This is a genomic window from Streptomyces sp. NPDC045695 (genome assembly GCF_056432025.1).
In genome coordinates, this window is sequence record NZ_JBWKJU010000003.1 from 280,038 (window position 1) to 298,309 (window position 18,272).

An 18,272-nucleotide genomic window follows, 5' to 3' on the forward strand; every position below is an offset into this window, starting at 1 on the left:
GCCTGCCGAGGCGGAGTTGCGGCACCGGCAGTTCCGCGCCCTGGCCAAGGCCCGGAGCCGAAGGCTCCGAACAGCCGAGGCCCAACACCGGCCCCCGGGGCCCGGGGTCCCCGGGTCCCGCGGTTCCGGGGTTCCCGGGTCCAGGGGTGGGTCCAGGGGTCCAGGGATCCAGGGGTCCAGGGATCCAGGGTCGGGTCCGGGGCCAGGTCCCGGGGGCCGGGGGCGCGCCCCGGTCCGGGGTCCGGGGGCCGGGGGCGCGCCCGGGCTCCCGGGTTCGGCCGGGCCCGGAAGCGGGGGTGCGGGAGGGCGGCTGGGGCCAGTGCTAAACGGACTGGCGGAAGCGGGTCGTGCGGTGGATCGGGTCCGTGTCGATGGACGGGATCACGTGTTCGCCGATCAGTTTGATCGTGGTCATCGTGTCCTCGTACGAGATCCCGGTCGGGAGGCCGAAGGACAGCTGGTCCGCGCCCGCCTGCTCCCAGCGCTTGCACTGCGCGCGGACCTCCGACGGGTCACCGCAGATCAGCAGCTCCTCCGCGATGAGGAGTTCGATGATCTCCGCGTTGTACTCGGGGAGGGTCTCCGGCCACTGGGGAATAGCCTCCGGCCGCGGGAAGGTGTCGTGGTAGCGGAAGACCAGCGACTGGAAGCGGTTCATGTTCGCGTTGACCGCGATCTCCACCGCCTTCTCGTGCGTCTCCGCGCAGATCGCCGTCGACGTGACCATGACGTTGTCGTTGACGAAGGCGCCGATGGCCTTCGCCTCCTGGATGGCCGTCTTGTACTGGTCCAGGACCCAGCTCATGTCCGAGACCTTCTGCACGCTGAAGCCCAGCACGCCGAGCCCCTTCTTGGCCGCCATCGCGTACGAGGACGGGGACCCGGCGGCGTACCACATGGCCGGGTGCCCCTTTCCGTACGGCTTGGGGAAGATCTTCCGCGGCGGCAGGGACCAGTGCTTGCCCTGGAACCCCTCGTATTCCTCCTGGAGGAACATCTTGGGGAACTCCGCGATCGTCTCCTCCCAGATCTCCTTCGTGCCGTTCATGTCCTCGATGCCCGGCAGGAAGCCGAGGATCTCGTGGCTGCCCGCGCCGCGGCCGGTGCCGAATTCGAAGCGGCCCTTGGAGAGGTGGTCGAGCATGGTGACCTTCTCGGCCACCTTGACCGGGTGGTTCACCGGCGCCAGCGGGTTGAAGATGCCCGAGCCGAGGTGGATGCGCTCGGTGGCGTGGGCGAGGTACCCGAGGAACACCTCGTTCGCCGACAGGTGCGAGTACTCCTCCAGGAAGTGGTGCTCGGAGGCCCAGGCGTACTTGAAGCCCGACTTGTCCGCCTGGATGACGTACTCGGTCTCCTCGATCAGCGCCTTGTGCTCTGCCTCGGGGTCGACCTTGGATCGCGCCTCAGGCACGTATCCCTGCACAAAGAGCCCGAATTCCAAGGGGGTTCACCGTCCTTTAGTTTCTGACGTTGCGTCAGATTTGATGACTCGACTGTTCCATCGCGAGGGGTGGAGCGTCAATAGCTGACGCTCCATCAGATGCACCCCCGCCAGATGCGCCCCTCAGAGGATGCTGACGCCCGCCATCCAGCCGCCGTCGATGACGAAGGGCTGGCCGGTGATGTACGAGGAGTCCTCGCCGGTCAGGAAGAGGGCCAGCCTGGCGATCTCCTCGGGCCGCCCCACGCGCCCCATCGGGACCACCCGCTTGTAGAGCGCCGCCATCGCGTCCCTGGCCTCGTCGGTCATGTTCGCCGGGTCGAGCAGCCCGGGATTGGCCATCGGGGTGTCCACGGCGCCCGGGCACATCGCGTTGACGCGGATCCCCTTGCCCGCCAGCTCCAGCGCCGCCACCCGCGTCAGTCCGAGGACGGCCGCCTTCGTCGCGGCGTACGACCCGACGTACGCCATGCCCGTGAGGCCCGTGTACGAGGAGGTGTTCACGATCGTGCCCCCGCCGGCCGCCTCGATTTCGGGCGCCACCGACTTGATGCCGAGGAAGGCGCCCACCTGGTTGACCTGGACCACCTGCTGGAACTCCTCCAGGGGCGTCGCGGCGAGCTCGTTGAAGCGCAGGATGCCCGCGTTGTTCACCAGGCCGTCGACCGGGCCGAAGGCCTCCTTCGCGACGGCGATCGCGGCCGCCCAGTCCTCCTCGCGGCTCACGTCCATCCGTACGTACCGGGCCCGGTCCTCACCGATGTCCTTGGCCACGGCCGCGCCCTGCTCGTCCAGTACGTCACCGAGGAGCACCTTGGCGCCCTCGGCGGCGAAGAGACGGGCCTCCTGCTCGCCCTGGCCGCGCGCCGCGCCGGTGATGATCACGACGCGCCCGTCCAACTTGCCCATGGGGACTCCTAGTCGTTGAGGTGGGGGGCCACCTCGGCCCCGAAGGCGGTGATCTGGTCGACGAGTTCGGCGCGGTCGCGGCTGCGGAAGCGCACCTGGATCTGGTCCACGCCGAGCGCCTTGTACTCCCGCAGCGACTCGGCCAGCGCTTCCGCCTTGCCGGTGAGGGCGCGGCGGCCGGTGTCCCAGCCGGGCTCGCCGACGTACAGCGCCTCGGTGATCGCGCCGAACTCGATGGGGCCGGTGACCCCGGCCTCCTCGCGGAGCGCCTTGATACGGGCGATCTGCGCGGGCAGCGCGGAACGCGGGTCGCCCTGCGGGAGCCAGCCGTCCCCGCGCACGACGGCCCGGCGCACGGCGGCGGGCGAGGAGCCGCCCACCCAGACGGGGATCCGCTCCTGCGCGGGCCGGGGCAGCTGGCCGAGGTCCTTGAAGGAGAACCGCTCGCCCTCGTGCTCCGGGTACTCCTCGGGGCCGAGGGCGGCGCGCAGGGCGTCGAGGGTCTCGTCGAGGACGGCTCCCCGGCGGGCGAAGTCCACGCCGAGGACCTCGAACTCCTCCTGGACGTGCCCGGCGCCGACGCCGAGGATCAGCCGGCCGCCGGAGAGGTGGTCGAGCGTGGCGTACTGCTTGGCGCTGATCAGCGGGTGGCGCAGGCCGAGGATCGCGACGTGGCTCAGGAGCCGCACGTGCTCGGTGACGCCCGCGAGGAAGGAGAGGGTGGCGACCGGGTCGTACCAGACGGTGCTCATCGGGCCGGCGAGCCGCCGCGGGATGGCGACGTGGTCGCAGGTCGCCACGTAACCGAAGCCGGCCCGGTCGGCGGCGCGGGCCACCTCGGCGAGGTCGGTGGCGGTGGCCGCGGCCTCCCAGGGCTCGGCGTAGAGGGTGCTCTGGGACTGGATCGGGAGCTGCATACCGCAGACCAGCCGACCTTCGGGAAATACGCGCGCCATGGCGGGCCCGCCTCGCCTTCGTCTGCCGATTCGTCGTGTCGGTGCGTGTGCCGGGCCATCGTCGTAGCTGACGGTCCGTCAGGCAAGGGGTGCGGACGCGGAGGGTGCGCGGGCTCTGAGGACGCCGCGTGAGCGGGGCGCTGGTCCTCGACTGCGAGGGGCTCTCCCGGCTCGTGCGTCAGGACCGCGGCCTGCTGGAGTGACTGACGGCCGCCGAGGCCGAGGACGCCCGGCTACTGGTCAGCTCGGTCACCCTCGCCGAGGCGCGCGACCCCCGGGTGAACCAGGCCCGGTACGACTACGCGGTCTCCCGCGTGAACGTCGTCGCGCCGAGCGAGGCCATCGCACGGCACGCGAGCCAACTGCCGGCCGCCGCCGGGCTGCACGGGCACACGTACGCACTGGATGCCGTCGCGGCTGCGACCGCCCTCGACCAGCCCGGACCCGTCACCTTGCTCACCTCGGATCCCGAGGACCTGTCCGCGCTGTGCGGGAAGCGGGTCCGGGTCGTCCGGATCTGACGGCCCCGCCGACCTGCGCCGTCAGAAGCCTTCCGGGCCCATCACGATGACCGGCTTCGCCGCCGGGTCCAGGGTCTCGAGGACCTTCTTCATGGCCGCCTTCGGGATGCCGACACAGCCCTGGGAGGGGCCGTCGTGGTCCACGTGGAGCCAGATGTTGCCGCCCTTGCGCTCGCCGTCCGGCTTGGTGGCGTCCAGCGGGGAGGTGCCCGGCTTGCGGTTGAAGTCGATCGCGACGACATAGTCGAAGGAGCCCGCCAGGGACTCGCCGTTCACCCCGCGGCCCGTCGCCACGAACGCGCTGTCCTTGTCGTACGGGAGCCGCGTCCCGGGCGGCTTCGGCAGCAGGCCGCCCGCGTCGGTGAGGGCGAAGACGCCCTGCGGGGAGGTCAGGTCCCCGTACGTGCGCTCCGTGGACCAGCCCTTGGCCCCGTTGCGCGCCGGCCAGCTCTCGCCGCGCACCCAGTCGGCGCCGGCGGCGGGCCGCGTGTAGAGGGTGGCGGTGGACTCCGAGGAGTCCTTGGCCTTGCCGGTGACCAGGATGAGCTGGCGCGACTCGGCCGGGATCCGCTGCCGGGTCTGCTCGCTGATGCCGTTCAGCCCCTGGAGGGCGTGCCGCTGGGCGTCACGCGCGGCGCGGTCCTCGGCCGGCGGGCGGGAGTCCGCGCGGGCCTGCGGGGCGGCGCCCGCCTCTTGCGGGTGCTGGGCCGTGTACACCCAGCCCGCCCCGAAGGTCAGCAGGCCGAAGGTGGCGGCGAGCGCCACACGGCGCGACGGACGGGTCGAGCCGCCCGTGCGGGGCGTGCGGGTCGTGCGCGAGCGGGCGCGGCGGTGCTTGCTCATTGAACCGACCGTACAGCAGCCGACCTTCGCAGCCCGTGCACTGCGGGGGCGTGCCCGGCCCGTCCCGCAGCGGACGGCACGCGCGGACCATCGGCCCGCCCTCCCGCTCCGATCGGCCCCGGGCGCCCGTGCCGCCCCCCGCGCGCACGCGGCCGTACGCGCGCCCGCCGCCCCGACCGCCGCCCGGGTCGGGGGGCCCAACCGGGCGCCCCCACCTGCGGCGTGGGGCCGCTCGGCGCGCCCGCGATACGGCTCCACCGGAGCCTCGGCACGTCCGCCGGACCGATCACCGGACCCCGGTCGCCCGTGCTGGGCCCGGCCGGCTGCCGGGGGGGAAGGCCGCGACGGCCGCTCGGCCGTGGGTACGCGGTGTGTGACGTACGGCATGGCCCGGCGGGTCGGCACCGAGCAGGCTCACGTGTCCGGTGTGCGGCGTACGGGCCGCTGGGCCCCGGCCCCGGGCACCCGACGGCTGCGCCACGTCCACCGGCCGATGGGGCGGGCGGGCGAGCGGGCGGGAATCCCGTACCCCCAGGCCGATCACGGGCGTACGCTGAAGGATGCGAACTCCACGTCACGCGGCGCGCGTTGTCATCGTCTCCCCGGCCGGATCGGTGTTCCTCTTCCGCGAGGACAACGTGGAGGTCGGCATCCACTGGCTGCCGCCCGGTGGCGGGATCGACCCCGGCGAGAGCCCCGAGGACTGCGTGCGGCGCGAGCTGCGCGAGGAAACCGGATGGACCGACCTGGAGCCGGGGCGGCTGCTGTGCACGTGGGAGCACGACTTCACGCACCAGGGGATCCCGGTCCGCCAGCACGAGCACATCTACCTCACCCGGGGGCCCCGTCGCGAACCGGTCCTGGAGTACCCCGGCATCCACTGGCAGTGGCTCTCGCCGGAGCGCCTGGCCACCCTCGGCGAACCGCTGTGGCCGCCGAGCCTGCCGGACCTCCTGACGAACGGCCCCGCGGAGCCGGTCCACTTGGGGCTGCTGGCCTGACCCCCGGCCGTCAGCCCTTGCGGGTGGCCTTGGCGTACAGCGAGGCGGCGTATTCCCCGAGCACGGTGCTGGTCGACACGTCGTCGGTGTCCCCGCCCGTGAGGATGCCGATGATCTTCCCGTCACGGGCGATCCACGCACTGCCGCTGGTGCCGCCGGGGAAGTCGGCGCAGTCGAAGCGCTGTTGGGTCTCGCTCTCGCGGACGGCGACCGCGGTGCACGTACGGGGCACCTTGCGGTCGGCGGGGTAGCCGGTGACGGTGACCTCCTCGCCCGCGCGGCCGCTGGTGTCCAGCACCGCCGCGCCGGTCACGTCCTCGATGGTGCGGCCCTTGCCGTCGGGGGCGAGGCGGGCGAAGGCGAGGTCGTAGTCGTCGTCCGTGCCCTCGGACCAGCGGTCGTCCTCGAAGACCTCCTCGATCTTCCAGGTGCCGTACGGGGCGAACCCGTTCGCGTAGGCGGGTGCGAACACGGCGCTCCCGCCGTCCTGCTGCCCGTCGAGGAGACAGTGCCCGGCCGTGATGATCAGGTTCTTGCCGGGGCTGTGGACGACGGTGGCGGTGCAGAAGTGATCACTGTCCAGGCCGTTCGTGAACAGGGCCCCGGTGAAGGCCGCGGGCCCACCGGGCGGCGGGGTGACGGCCGGCGGCAGCGTGCTCGACGGCGGGGCGGAGAGCTGGGGCTTGGCCGCCTGCGCGCGCGAGGAAGCGGTCGGCGATCCCGTCGGCGCGGCCTTGGCGGAGCGCGCGGCCGACGTCCCTTCCGGCGGCGGCGCCAACTCGGCCACCGCGGCGGACGCCCCCAACGCCGCCACAGCACACAGCACCGCCGTCACGACGGTCCGCTTGTCCACCGGCATGATGATCCCTCCGCTGTGCCCCGGCGAAGCATGCCCCGCGAGCGGGGGCGGTTGCAAGGGGCGGGGTGGGCGGTGCGACGGGCCGCCGCCTCACCCGCGCCCCAGGACCACCGTCCCGGACGAGCAGAACCAGCCGCCCGTGCCCGAGGCCACCGCGACCTCCGGGAGGCGGCCGCCGCGTTTGGTGACCTGGCGGCCGGGGCCCGCCTCGCCGCGGAGTTGGCGGACCGCCTCGACCAGGAGGAACAGGCCGCGCATGCCGGGGTGGCAGGCCGACAGGCCGCCTCCGTCGGTGTTGACCGGGAGCTCCCCGTCCCGCAGCAGGCGGCCCTTCTCCACGAAGGCCCCGCCCTCGCCCTTCGCGCAGAAGCCGAGGTCCTCCAGGGTCACCAGGGTCATGTAGGTGAAGGCGTCGTAGATCTCCGCGAGGTCCACGTCCGCCGGGGTGAGCCCCGCCCGCTCGAACGCCAGTCGGCCGGAGAGCGCCGCCGGGGACACCGTGAAGTCCTCCCACTGCGCCATGGCCGTGTGGGAGACGGCGGTACCGGAGCCCAGGATCCACACGGGGGCCTTGGCCGTGCCGGGGACGTAGTCCTCGGCCGCGAGGAGCACCGCGCAGCCGCCGTCCGAGCGGATGCAGCAGTGCAGCTTCGTGAAGGGGTCCGCGATCATCTCGCCGGACAGGACCTCGTCCACGGTGATCGGGGCGCGGTACATCGCGTCCGGGTTCGTGGCCGCGTTCGCCCGGGCCTGGACGGCCACCGCGGCGAGCTGCTCCAGCGTCGTCCCGTACTCGTGCATGTGGCGGCGGGCGGCCATCGCGTACTTGGAGACCAGGGTGTGGCCGTAGGGGACCTCGAACTGGAGCGGTCCGCGCGCCCCGAAGGAGAGGTTCGCGGTCCGGCGGCGGGCCTTGATGTCCGCCCTGGCGGTGGATCCGTAGACCAGCAGGACCGCGTTGGCGTGGCCCGCGGCGATCGCGTCCGCGGCGTGGGCCGCCATGACCTCCCAGGTCGAGCCGCCGACCGAGGTGGAGTCGACCCAGGTGGGGCGCAGGCCGAGGTATTCGGCCACCTCGACCGGGGCGAGCGTGCCGAGGCCGGCCGAGGCGAAGCCGTCGATGACGGAGCGGTCCAGGCCGGAGTCGGCCAGGGCGCGCCGGGCGGCTTGCGCGTGCAGGGCGTAGGGGGTGGGGCCGTCCACGCGGCCGCAGTCCGAGAGGGCGACACCGACCACGGCGACCTTCCGGCGGGGGCGGGGGACCGTAGAGGAAGACGACATGGACCCGACGGTACATCTGATGATGCGTCAGATACCAGATCGGGGCGGACGGGGGATGGGCGAACGGACATCGGGGACGGGGACCCGGAGCGGGCGCGCGAGCCGGCCCGCCCGCCCCCTGGGCATCTGCCGCCGCCCGGCCTAACATGACGGCCCGTCAGATACGGGGAGGAGCCCGACGATGGATGCCGCCTTCACCGCGGAGCAGGACGAGATACGCCGCACCCTGCGCGAGATCCTGGGCAAACGCTGCGGCCCCGACGAGGTCAAGGCCGCCGTCCGCACCTCCGCCGGACACGACCGCGAGCTGTGGCAGCAGCTCGCCCGCCAGCTGGGGCTGCCGGGCCTCGCCATCGCCGAGGAGTACGGCGGCGTCGGCTGCGCCCCCGCCGACCTGGCCCTGGCCTGCGAGGAGACCGGGCGGGCGCTGCTGCCCTCGCCGCTGCTGGCCACCGCCGTGCTCTGCGCACCCCTGATCACCGCGCTCGGCACCGCCGCGCAGCGCTCCGCCCTGCTCCCGCCACTCGCGGCCGGCACACTGACCGCCGCCCTCGCGGTCCCCGGCCCGGCGCTGGCCACCGCGCTCGCCCTGACCGGCGACGACGTCGACGGACAGTGGTCCGGCGGCGGCCGCGCGGGCGGGGTCCAGGCCCGCACCGACGCGGCGGGCGGCGGCTGGCGGCTGTACGGGGAGGCCGCGCAGGTGCTGGACGGGCACAGCGCCTCGGTGCTGCTGGTCGCCGCGCACACGGGCGGCTTCGCGCGCAGCCGTACGCTGCTGTTCCTCGTACGGGAGGACGCGCCCGGGCTCACGCGCACCCGCCAAGCCGTGATCGACGAGACCCGACCGCAGGCCAAGGTCGAACTGCGGGACGTACCAGCCGAGTTGCTGGGCGGAGGTGACGGCGGCAGCGACACGCTCCGCGCCCTCGCCGCCACCGGGCGCACCGCCGCCGCCGTGCTCGCCGCCGAGGCCGCCGGCGCGGCCGGGCAGGCGCTGGGGCGCACCGTGGAGTACGTACGCCGGCGCGAGCAGTTCGGCCGGGCGATCGGCTCGTTCCAGGCGGTCAAGCACCGGCTCGCCGACCTCTACGTACAGGTCCAGGCGGCGCGCTCGGCGGCCTACTACGCCGCCTGGGACCCGGACCAGGGCGGCCTCGCCCTCGCCCAGGCCCTGGAGGCCCTGCGGGTGACCGCGGGCGAGGCGATCCAGCTGCACGGCGGCATCGGCTTCACGTGGGAGCACGACGCGCACCTCTACTTCAAGCGGGCGGCGGCCGACGAGCTGCTGTTCGGCCCGGTCCACCGGCTGCGGGCGCACGCCGCGGCCCGCGCGGGCCTGTTCGCTCCCCCTGCCCCCCACACCCCCTCTGCCCCCAGCACCACGTCCGCACCCTCCGCACCGTCCGTCCCGTCCGTCGCACGAGAGAGGGCGGCCGTCTGATGGCTCCCGGCGTCAAGCTGATGCAGAAGGTGTCCTCGACCATGCTGTTCGCGAAGGTCGCACCCCACGTCATCCCCGCCCTGGACAAGGCGGTGCACCGACTCACCCGCGGCAAGGTCCTGCTCAGCGCCCGCATGCTGCCGGGCGTGATCCTCACGGCCAAGGGCGCCAGGACGGGCGAACCGCGCACCACCCCGCTCGCCTGCATGCCGGAGGACGGCGGGTCGAGCTGGGTGCTGATCGGCTCCAACTTCGGCCGGCCCGGCCACCCGGCGTGGACGGGCAACCTGCTCAAGCACCCGGACGCGCACGTGAGTTGGCAAGGCCGGGACATCGCCGTGCGGGCCCGGCTGCTGGTGGGCGAGGAACGCGCGGCGGCGTGGCAGGCGGTGCTGGGGTTCTGGCCGCCGTACGCGACGTACCAGGCGCGCATCGAGCGCGAGATCCGGCTCTTCCGCCTGGAGCGTCGCTGATCACAGGGGTACGGAAGAGGCGGACGCGGAAGAGGCGGACGCGGAAGCAGTTCCGGACGGCGGACCCTGGACAGGGCCCGCCGTCACTTGGTCGGCTTCTTGCCCGTGATGCCGAGGTGGACGAGCAGCGCCAGGTTCGGCTTGAGCTCGGCCTGCTTGACGCCCCAGGCCTGGAAGCCCTTCTGGTGCGAGGCGACCGCGGCCAGCATCGCGACCAGCGAACCGGCCATCGCCGCCGGACTGAGGTCCTTGTCGACCTTGCCCTTGGCCTGGAGCTCCTTCATCGATTCGGTGAGGGAGTTGGTGACCGAGTTCAGGATCTTCATGCGGATCTTGTAGAAGCGCTTGTCGCCCTCGGCCGCGCCGAGGTCGACGACCCGCAGGATCGCGTCGTTGCGCCGCCAGAACTCCAGGAAGCCCTCGACGAGTTCCTCGGCGGTCGCCCAACCGGACTTACCGACCCAGGTCCGGCCCTCGACGAGCGAGGTCAACTGGGCCCCTTCCGAAGCCATGTGCTCGGCGATCTCCAGGACGGCGCCCTCGACGTCCGGGAAGTACTGGTAGAAGGTCGCGGGGGAGGTACCGGCCTTGCGGGCGACGTCGATCACTTTGACGTCGCGGTACGGCGAGGAGCTGAGCATCTCGCTGAGGCAGTCGAGCAGCTTCTGCCGCGTCGCCTGGCCGCGCCGGCCGGCGACACGCCCGTCGACGGTGCGTACTTGTCCTGTCATGCCGTCAGCTTACCGAGGGGTGATCGGCGCGCTATTCGGCCGCCTGCAAATGGGGTTACGGGGTCCCTGGCCTGGGCGGAAGGCGGTCCCGGGCGGCCCGGGGGGCGGATTTCGGACGCGGCCCGCCCACCCGCGCCCCCCTGCCCGGCTCGGGCGTGTCGCCCGGTTCCGCGAGGTATCCCCCGAATAGTCTTATCAACAGGCTGTGGACAAGTTTTCGGGCGGATCATGGCTGGGAGAGGTGGGAGGGTACACACCCCCGCACAACGGAAGGAACCGGGCCCATGGCCGCATTCGCGGAAGGCGCACCCTGCTGGGTGGACGCCTCGCTCCCGGACGTCGAGGCGGGCAAGCGCTTCTACGGCGCCCTCTTCGGGTGGACCTTCGCCGACAGTGCGGGCGCCGAGTACGGCCACTACACCCAGGCCTACAGCCGCGGGCGCAACGTCGCCGCCCTCGCCCCCAAGCCCGACGGCCGGATGCCCACCGTATGGGGCGTCTACCTCTACACCACCGACGCCTACGCCTGCGCCCAGCGCATCCGCGCCGCCGGCGGCCAGATGGTGATGGACCCGATGCCCGTCGGCCCGTACGGGACCGCCGCGATGGCCGCCGACCCCGGCGGAGCCGTCTTCGGCCTCTGGCAGCCCGGCACCCACCACGGCTTCGAGGCCCAGCAGGAGCCGTACACGTACTGCTGGAGCGAGGTCTACACGCGGGCCCGCGACGCCGTCGACGTCTTCTACGCCAAGGTCTTCGGCTACGTCCCGCAGGACCAGGACGACGCCGGCGTGGAGTACCGCCTGTGGTCCCCGCCCGGCACCGCGCCCGGTACGGACACGGCCGTCCTGGGCCGCAGCCTGATCACCGACGCCTTCCCGGAGATCATGCCGGCGCACTTCCTCGTGTACTTCGCCGTCCCGGACTGCGACCAGTCCGTCGCGATGGCGCAGCGGCTCGGCGGGCGGGTCACCGCCGACCCCTTCGACACCCCCTACGGCCGGATCGCGGTCGTCGCCGACAATCAGGGGGCCGTCTTCGGGCTGCTCTCGGAGCCCCGGACCAAGCCCGGCGCGTAGGCCGGGCACGCACGCGCCCCGGCCGCCCGGGCGGCCCCCCGGACCCCGTGCCGGAGAGATCACACGGCGCTGCTCGCCGCGCCGGGGCCGGACCCGGCGCGAGCCTGACAGAATCGGGGTGCGCGACCCGGGCGGCGCCCGGAGTGAGACGCTGCGCGGGGCCAGGCCCCGCACCGGTGGGAGCGGGCCCGGAGCGTGGGTCCGTACGGGGAGTGTGGAGGCGAGTGGTGGAGCAGCTGACGCAGCACGACCCGAGACGGATCGGCCCCTTCGAGGTGCTGGGACGGCTCGGCGCCGGCGGCATGGGGCTGGTCTATCTCGCGCGGTCCGCGTCCGGACGGCGGGTCGCGATCAAGACGGTGCGCACCGAGCTCGCCGAGGACCAGCTGTTCCGGGTCCGCTTCACCCGCGAGGTGGAGGCGGCCCGGGCCGTGTCCGGCTTCTACACCGCGGCCGTGGTCGACGCCGACCCGCGCGCGGCCGTGCCGTGGCTGGCGACCGCGTACGTCCCGGCGCCCTCCCTGGAGGAGATCGTCAACGAGTGCGGGCCGATGCCCGCCCAGGCCGTGCGGTGGCTCGCGGCCGGTATCGCCGAGGCCCTGCAGTCCATCCACGGGGCGGGCCTGGTCCACCGCGACCTGAAGCCGTCCAACGTCCTCGTCGTCGAGGACGGGCCCCGCGTGATCGACTTCGGTATCGCGAGCGGGGTCTCCAACACCCGGCTGACCATGACGAACGTCGCCGTCGGCACCCCCGCCTACATGTCGCCCGAGCAGGCGAAGGACTCGCGCAGCGTGAAGGGCGCGAGCGACGTCTTCTCGCTGGGCTCCACGCTCGTCTTCGCCGCCACCGGGCACCCGCCGTACCACGGGGCGAACCCGGTGGAGACGGTCTTCATGCTGCTGCGCGAGGGACCCAACCTGGAGGGGCTCCCCGACGAGCTCCGTCCCCTGATCGACTCCTGCATGCAGATGGACGCCACGCAGCGTCCGACCCCGGCCGACCTCCAGGCGCAGCTCGCCCCGCACCTCTTCGAGGGCGGCGACGAGAGCGGCACGGCCTCGGCGTGGCTCCCGGGCCGGGCCGTCGCGATGATCGAGGCCCGGCGCGCGGGGAACCGTACGCCCGCCGCCGCGATCGCGCCCCCGCCCCAGCCGGGCCCCCGCTCGGCCGGCGGGGCCTCCGCGGCCGTCACGCACCGCCGCCCGCGCGGCGGCGCCGACCCGTGGGTGGATCCGCGTACCGGCCAGGCCGTCCCGCAGCGCCCCCACCACCCGCCGATGAGCCCGGTCCCCTCGGGCGAGCCCGTCCGCCTCGGCGGCTCGCCGGTGCCGATCGGTCCCGGGCCGCGCGTGAGCGCCGCGGCGCCGGCGGCGCACGCCTCCGTCGCGGACTCGGCGACCGGCTGGGTCCGCCCGCCGGGCGGCTCGGCGTCCTCCGCGTCCGTACCGGCTCCGGTGTCCTCGCCCGGGTCCGTGCCGGGCCCCGCCCCGGCCCCCGACAGCGGCCGCTGGCGCCCGTGGCGCTTCCGCATGTCGAACGAGGTCTGGGGCACCCCGACCGTCGCCGGCAACCTGCTCTACGTCACCTCCTTCGAGGTGCACGCCCTGGACGTGGCGAGCGGCCGGCGCCAGTTCAAGACCCGCGACGTCGCCTGGTCCATGGCGGTCGCCGACGGCCGGATCCACGCCTCCGACGGCCCCTCGCTGTACGCGCTCGACGCCGGCGACGGCTCCGAGCGGTGGCGGCTGTCCACCGACGCCTGGGTGTACGCCCTGCGCGCCGAGCGCGGCACGGTGATCACCGCCACGCGCGGGGGCGGCGTACAGGGCTGGGAGGCCTCCAACGGCCAGAAGCTGTGGGAGCTGACCGGCGCGCAGAGCGACTTCGAGACCCCGGAGGCCGCTCCGGTCCTCCACGACGGCACGGTGTACGTGTGGCAGGACGCGCGGCTGCGCGCCCTGGACGCCCGCAGCGGCCGCGAGTCCTGGTCGTACCCGGTCGGCGACGCGGCCTCCTGCGGCGGCGTCCCGGTCCGGGTCACCCCGGCCCCGGACGGCAACGTCTACATCGCGGCCGGCACCCGCGTCCTGTCGGTGGACCGGGCCTCGGGCCGGGTCCGCTGGCACTTCGAGGCCCCCGCGGTCTTCCTGGCGCCGCCGGCCTTCGCACCGGGCGCGGCCATCACGGGCGGCGGGGTCTACCTCGTGGACTACCTGGGCACCGTCTACGCCCTGGACGCGGCGACCGGACACGACCGCTGGCGGATCGCGACGGAGGGCCGGCAGTCCTCGGACCCGGTCCTGGTCGTGGGCGGCAACGTGCACCTGGGCGCGGGCAGCGCGCTCTACACGCTCGACGCGGTCACCGGCACCCCGAAGTGGCGTTTCGCGGCGGGCGGCGAGATCACCGGCCTGCCGGCGGTCGCGGACGGCCGGGTGCACTTCGGCTCGGCCGACCACTGCCTTTACACCCTGGACGCGGCAGGCGGCCAGCTGCGCTGGAAGCTGGCCACGGGCGGCGAGATCACTGGCGCCCCGGTGGCGGAGGCGGGCGTGGTGTACGCGTGCAGCAAGGACCGCTGCGTGTACGCCCTGGACGCGGCGAAGGGCACGGGCACCCGTACGAGCGCTTGACCTGCATACGGGCGGGGCTCCGGCCCCGCCGCGCGGGGAACCGCACCGGGAGTGACAGGATGGACCCCATGAGCAACGTTTACTTCGACATCACCATCAACGGCGCGCCCGCGGGCCGCATCGAGTTCAAGCTCTTCGACGACGTCGTCCCGAAGACCGCGCGCAACTTCCGCGAGCTGTGCACCGGCCAGAACGGCTACGGCTACGCGGGCTCCGGCTTCCACCGCATCATCCCGCAGTTCATGCTGCAGGGCGGTGACTTCACCAACCACAACGGCACCGGCGGCAAGAGCATCTACGGCGAGAAGTTCGAGGACGAGAACTTCCAGCTGAAGCACGACCGCAAGTACCTGCTGTCGATGGCGAACGCCGGCCGCAACACCAACGGCTCGCAGTTCTTCATCACCACCGTCCTGACCCCGTGGCTCGACGGCAAGCACGTCGTCTTCGGCGAGGTCGTCTCGGGCCAGGAGCTCGTCGACCAGATCGAGGCCCTGGGCTCGCAGTCCGGCGCCCCCAAGGGCAAGGTCGAGATCGCGGCCTCGGGCGTCGTCGACGCCGCCTGATCGCACTCCGCCAGTACGGCCGGTCGGCCCCGCCCCCTTCCCGGGGGCCGGGGCCGCCGCCGCGTCCTGACGTGTTCGTAGGATGACCCCTTGATCAGAGCAATCGCGATTACGGGGGCGATTCGGCATGACGACCTTCGACACGGAGTGGGCAGGGCTCAAACAACAGGCGGCGGCCGGCGTGGACATGCGCCTCGCGAGCGCCGCGGCGGCACCTGACGGAGGCGGCGGCAACGGCGACCTGACGTCCGACCGGGCCGTCTGGAACCGGGCGAGCCAGGATCTCGGCGGCCTGTCGACGAGCATCAAGGGCGCCTTGGGCGCACTGGAGACGGGTCAGAAGGGCGCCGCGGTCGAAGGCGTCCAGAGCGCCACGGCGCACCAGGAGCTGTACCAGTCCTGGAAGACGTACCTGGAGAGCCTGTCGGGCAAGTGCACCTCCCTCCAGGGACCGCTGGAGAAGGCCGGCAAGGGCCAGTACGACAACGACGAGGCCATCAAGGGCGGCTTCGCGCAGATCAACGGGCAGTACAAGGACACACCCGCCACCGGCGGCAGCGGCGGGGGACGGTGAGCCTGAACCATGGACTACTCAGCACTCGTGGCCCTGAAACCGTCCGAGTTCACCGAGGCCGCCGACGGGTTCAAGGCCGTCAGCGACATGGCGGACCACGCGTACGGTGACACCGAGGGCCAGATATCGGCGCGACTGCGGGCCGGTCTCGACGGCGTCGCCCTGGAGGCGGCGCTGGGATCGCTCCGGGAACTGGCGAAGAACTTCCACTACACGCAGGTCGAATGCGGTCTGGCGGCGACCTCGCTGAAGGCGTTCGCGGCCGCGATGACCGAGGCGAAGAAGAAGCTCGCGGACGCCCTTGAGGACGCGGAGCACCAGAAGTTCAGGGTGGGGGCCGACGGCTCGGTGACCTACCCGCCCGGCGGTACGGAGAAGGACGGGAAGCTGCCCGAGGGCGGCACCGTCACCGGCAGCGCCAAGGGCAAGCCGTCGGGGAACGTCATCGACCCCACGAAGGACGCCAACGACCTGTCGGCCGCCTTGGAGCGGCAGGCGGCGAACATCCACCCCAATCCGAACTTCGGCAAGGCGGTGGAGATCGCCAACCGCATCGCGCAGGCCGTCGCCGAGGCGACCGAGGCCGACGCCCTGTGGGCGCCCAAACTGCGCAAGCTCAAGGCGGACGACGACCTGGTCGTCTCCGACAAGGACTGGGCGGACGTGCAGAGCGACACGTCCGAGGTCCGCAGCGGCGCGAAGGACTACCTGGACCACATCAAGCCCCCGCCCAAGGGCGACGACCCGAAGGCCAACGCCGACTGGTGGAAGGGCCTGAGCCCGGACGAGCAGTCCGCGTACCTGTCCCTGAACGGGGCGGAGGTGGGCGCGATGGACGGGCTGCCCTCGGTGGTCCGCGACGAGGCCAACCGCACCGTACTGGCGGAGACCAAGGCCCAGTTCCAGATCAGGCTGGACGGGATCCCCCCGCAGCCGCAGAAGTACGTCCCCTCGGGCAGGGACTACCCCGCGGTCGTACTCAACCCCGCCTGGTCGGAGTGGGACGAGAAGTACGCCAAGGACAAGGCCTTCCTGGACAAGAACCTCAAGGGCATGAACGCCATCCAGGCCCGGTTCGACGCCACGGGCACGGACGGCCTGCCCGAGGCGTACCTGCTGGGCTTCGACACCAAGGGCGGCGGCCGGGCCATCGTGGCAAACGGCAACCCGGACACGGCGGCCCACACCGCGGTGTTCGTCCCCGGCACGTACACCGACATCACGAAGTCCGAGACCTACATCGGCCACATGTCCAAGCTGTGGAAGGAGACCCACGCCCAGGTCCCCGGCGAGAACGTGTCCACCATCACCTGGATCGGCTACGACGCCCCGCAGAGCATCGTCCCCGAGGCCATGAAGGAGAAGTACGCCCACACGGCGGCCCCCGACCTGAACCACTTCATGGCCGGTCTGGAGCAGGTCCAGGGCGGCGACGAGAAGAGCCACACCACCCTCATCGGCCACAGCTACGGCAGCACGGTCGTGGGTGCGTCGTCGAACGCCGGCGACCTGCGCACCGACGACATCATCGCCGTGGGCAGCCCCGGCATGCTGGTCGGCCACGCCAAGGACCTGGACGTCGGCGCGGACCACGTGTGGTCCGAGGCGGCCGGCTTCACCAAGGACCAGGTGCCGGCCGGCGGCAAGGCGGCCGGGCTCGGCGGCGGTGCCCACTGGTACGAGGAGCTCCTGCCCTTCGGTTACGCATGGGGGTCGAACGTGCCCTCCGACGAGGATTTCGGGGCCCATATCATGGAAAACGACGCCAATGATCACGGGGACTACTGGAGGAAGGACTCGAAGAGTCTTGAAAATCAGGCGAACGTCGTCGCCGGTCATTACGACAGGGTCACCCGTGGCTGACACGAAGACCCGGGACCGGGTCGCCGGCCGCCGGGTTTCCGGATCTCTGCGGATCAAGGCTCTCGCTGTCGTCCTTGCCGGATCGCTTTCCATGCTGTCTATGGGGTGTTCGAACGTGAAAGAACTGAACTACGAGCCCGTCAGGATGGATCCCGGTCCGGCGCGCACGAAGACGAAGCAGGTCTCCAGCCGCCTGCTGGAGATGACCGGCGTCAAGGGCAAGGTGACCGAGCCCGGCCCGAGCGTGTCGCGCTGCAGCGAGTACGGGGACGACCTGTTCGCCACGGAGCACCCCTGGTCGGTGTACGAGATCTCCGACGCGCAGGTCGAGGAGGGCATGCAGAACCTGCGCAAGGCCCTCGGCGAGAACGGCTGGAAGATCACCAAGGACGGCAAGGCCAACAGCCAGGCCCAGGACCCGGAGATCTACGCCGAGAACAAGGCCGAGCAGTTCGACGTGCACGTCACGGGCCGCAGGAAGACGGAGACCGGGCAGTCGATGCTCCTGTTCAAGGTCGTCTCCGCCTGCTTCCGCGCGGCCTCGGCCTCCGACCTCGACGGCCAGTACTGACCCTGACCCGGCCGCGTCAGGGGCGCTCCGCCGGGGGGTAGGCCTCCGGGGGCGCCGTGGTGGTGTGCGGCGGCAGCGGGCGGACGCGGCGGGTGGGGCGGCCGCGCATGACGGCCGCCGCCAGCACGAGCAGGGCGCCAGCGCCGAAGGCGTTGGCGACCCCGTCGCCGAGGCCCATGCCCTCGACGCCCACGGCGAGGCCCTCGGCGGCCTGGCCCTGGCGGATCGCCCACAGCACGCTGAAGGCGAGGACGACGACCCCGGCCACGGCCATGAGCAGCCGCGAGCGCAGCACGATCGCGATCAGCGCGAGCAGGGCGGCGACGAGGAAGGGCAGCAGGAGCGAGGTCAGCAGGGCGGACTTGTGCGCCGTGATGCCGGTGCCGGTGAAGAGCTCGTAGACGCGGTAGTCGCGTCCGTGACGGCCGTCGTACCAGGCACGGAAGGGGCTCCAGACGGCGGCCGCCGCTCCGATGAGACCCAACAGCGAGCCGATGACGTTGCGGATCATGTCCGGTCCT

Annotated in this window: 18 protein-coding genes; 10 read left to right on the forward strand and 8 right to left on the reverse strand. The window is 72.6% G+C overall.

What is annotated here, in order from left to right:
* Positions 1 to 322: 322 nt before the first annotated feature.
* The 3 genes from AC07DU_RS07575 to AC07DU_RS07585 form a co-directional block, all read right to left on the reverse strand.
* Positions 323 to 1,444, reverse strand: a complete 1,122-nt coding sequence (locus AC07DU_RS07575) for an LLM class flavin-dependent oxidoreductase (RefSeq protein WP_360900040.1) — start codon at positions 1,442 to 1,444, stop codon at positions 323 to 325.
* A 123-nt stretch (positions 1,445 to 1,567) separates the two neighbouring features.
* Entirely contained in the window at positions 1,568 to 2,353 is a 786-nt protein-coding gene (locus tag AC07DU_RS07580) for an SDR family NAD(P)-dependent oxidoreductase (RefSeq protein WP_479110163.1), read from the reverse strand.
* An 8-nt stretch (positions 2,354 to 2,361) separates the two neighbouring features.
* Positions 2,362 to 3,309: an LLM class F420-dependent oxidoreductase gene (locus AC07DU_RS07585; protein WP_479110165.1), complete on the reverse strand. Its 948-nt coding sequence runs from the start codon at positions 3,307 to 3,309 to the stop codon at positions 2,362 to 2,364.
* Between the two features lie 203 nt (positions 3,310 to 3,512).
* Between AC07DU_RS07585 and AC07DU_RS07590 the strand changes: the two genes are divergently transcribed.
* Positions 3,513 to 3,830, forward strand: a complete 318-nt coding sequence (locus tag AC07DU_RS07590) for a DNA-binding protein (protein WP_479029051.1) — start codon at positions 3,513 to 3,515, stop codon at positions 3,828 to 3,830.
* 21 nt (positions 3,831 to 3,851) lie between these two features.
* Here the strand turns inward: AC07DU_RS07590 and AC07DU_RS07595 are convergent, their stop codons facing one another.
* Positions 3,852 to 4,673: a L,D-transpeptidase family protein gene (locus tag AC07DU_RS07595; protein ID WP_479110167.1), complete on the reverse strand. Its 822-nt coding sequence runs from the start codon at positions 4,671 to 4,673 to the stop codon at positions 3,852 to 3,854.
* 560 nt (positions 4,674 to 5,233) lie between these two features.
* Here AC07DU_RS07595 and AC07DU_RS07600 point away from each other — a divergent pair.
* Positions 5,234 to 5,674 carry an NUDIX hydrolase gene (locus AC07DU_RS07600; protein ID WP_453375037.1) on the forward strand — a complete coding sequence of 147 codons (441 nt, stop codon included), beginning with the start codon at positions 5,234 to 5,236 and terminating at the stop codon, positions 5,672 to 5,674.
* 10 nt (positions 5,675 to 5,684) lie between these two features.
* On the opposite strand, the gene AC07DU_RS07605 is transcribed toward AC07DU_RS07600, so the two are convergent.
* Positions 5,685 to 6,533 carry a trypsin-like serine peptidase gene (locus AC07DU_RS07605; RefSeq protein ID WP_479028767.1) on the reverse strand — a complete coding sequence of 283 codons (849 nt, stop codon included), beginning with the start codon at positions 6,531 to 6,533 and terminating at the stop codon, positions 5,685 to 5,687.
* A gap of 90 nt (positions 6,534 to 6,623) precedes the next feature.
* Positions 6,624 to 7,814 carry a thiolase C-terminal domain-containing protein gene (locus AC07DU_RS07610; RefSeq protein WP_479110169.1) on the reverse strand — a complete coding sequence of 397 codons (1,191 nt, stop codon included), beginning with the start codon at positions 7,812 to 7,814 and terminating at the stop codon, positions 6,624 to 6,626.
* A gap of 181 nt (positions 7,815 to 7,995) precedes the next feature.
* Between AC07DU_RS07610 and AC07DU_RS07615 the strand changes: the two genes are divergently transcribed.
* Together AC07DU_RS07615 and AC07DU_RS07620 are read left to right on the forward strand one after the other, a co-directional pair.
* Positions 7,996 to 9,258, forward strand: a complete 1,263-nt coding sequence (locus AC07DU_RS07615; protein WP_479110171.1) for an acyl-CoA dehydrogenase family protein — start codon at positions 7,996 to 7,998, stop codon at positions 9,256 to 9,258.
* A complete protein-coding gene (locus AC07DU_RS07620) occupies positions 9,258 to 9,731 on the forward strand; it encodes a nitroreductase family deazaflavin-dependent oxidoreductase (protein WP_479028776.1) in 474 nt (157 codons plus the stop codon). Before AC07DU_RS07615 ends, AC07DU_RS07620 begins: the two co-directional genes overlap by 1 nt.
* An 83-nt stretch (positions 9,732 to 9,814) precedes the next feature.
* Here AC07DU_RS07620 and AC07DU_RS07625 read toward each other — a convergent pair whose 3' ends face one another.
* Positions 9,815 to 10,462 carry a TetR family transcriptional regulator gene (locus AC07DU_RS07625; protein ID WP_360900073.1) on the reverse strand — a complete coding sequence of 216 codons (648 nt, stop codon included), beginning with the start codon at positions 10,460 to 10,462 and terminating at the stop codon, positions 9,815 to 9,817.
* A gap of 284 nt (positions 10,463 to 10,746) precedes the next feature.
* Here AC07DU_RS07625 and kbpA point away from each other — a divergent pair, with 284 nt between their 5' ends.
* The 6 genes from kbpA (at position 10,747) to AC07DU_RS07655 (ending at position 17,751) form a co-directional block, all read left to right on the forward strand.
* Positions 10,747 to 11,541, forward strand: a complete 795-nt coding sequence (kbpA, locus tag AC07DU_RS07630; RefSeq protein ID WP_360900076.1) for an AfsK-binding protein KbpA — start codon at positions 10,747 to 10,749, stop codon at positions 11,539 to 11,541.
* Between the two features lie 224 nt (positions 11,542 to 11,765).
* Positions 11,766 to 14,177, forward strand: a complete 2,412-nt coding sequence (afsK, locus tag AC07DU_RS07635; RefSeq protein WP_479110173.1) for a protein serine/threonine kinase AfsK — start codon at positions 11,766 to 11,768, stop codon at positions 14,175 to 14,177.
* Positions 14,178 to 14,245: 68 nt separating this feature from the next.
* Positions 14,246 to 14,743, forward strand: a complete 498-nt coding sequence (locus AC07DU_RS07640; RefSeq protein WP_360900082.1) for a peptidylprolyl isomerase — start codon at positions 14,246 to 14,248, stop codon at positions 14,741 to 14,743.
* Between the two features lie 127 nt (positions 14,744 to 14,870).
* Positions 14,871 to 15,317 carry a hypothetical protein gene (locus AC07DU_RS07645; protein WP_479110175.1) on the forward strand — a complete coding sequence of 149 codons (447 nt, stop codon included), beginning with the start codon at positions 14,871 to 14,873 and terminating at the stop codon, positions 15,315 to 15,317.
* A 9-nt stretch (positions 15,318 to 15,326) separates the two neighbouring features.
* On the forward strand, positions 15,327 to 17,180 hold the full coding sequence (locus tag AC07DU_RS07650) for an alpha/beta hydrolase (RefSeq protein ID WP_479110177.1): 1,854 nt from the start codon (positions 15,327 to 15,329) through the stop codon (positions 17,178 to 17,180).
* A gap of 115 nt (positions 17,181 to 17,295) precedes the next feature.
* The gene (locus tag AC07DU_RS07655) at positions 17,296 to 17,751 is read left to right on the forward strand and encodes a hypothetical protein (RefSeq protein ID WP_158754271.1); all 456 of its coding nucleotides are present in this window, start codon (positions 17,296 to 17,298) and stop codon (positions 17,749 to 17,751) included.
* A 16-nt stretch (positions 17,752 to 17,767) separates the two neighbouring features.
* On the opposite strand, the gene AC07DU_RS07660 is transcribed toward AC07DU_RS07655, so the two are convergent.
* Positions 17,768 to 18,262 (reverse strand): hypothetical protein, encoded by a 495-nt coding sequence (locus AC07DU_RS07660; protein ID WP_360900091.1) that lies wholly within the window; start codon positions 18,260 to 18,262, stop codon positions 17,768 to 17,770.
* Positions 18,263 to 18,272 lie beyond the last annotated feature (10 nt).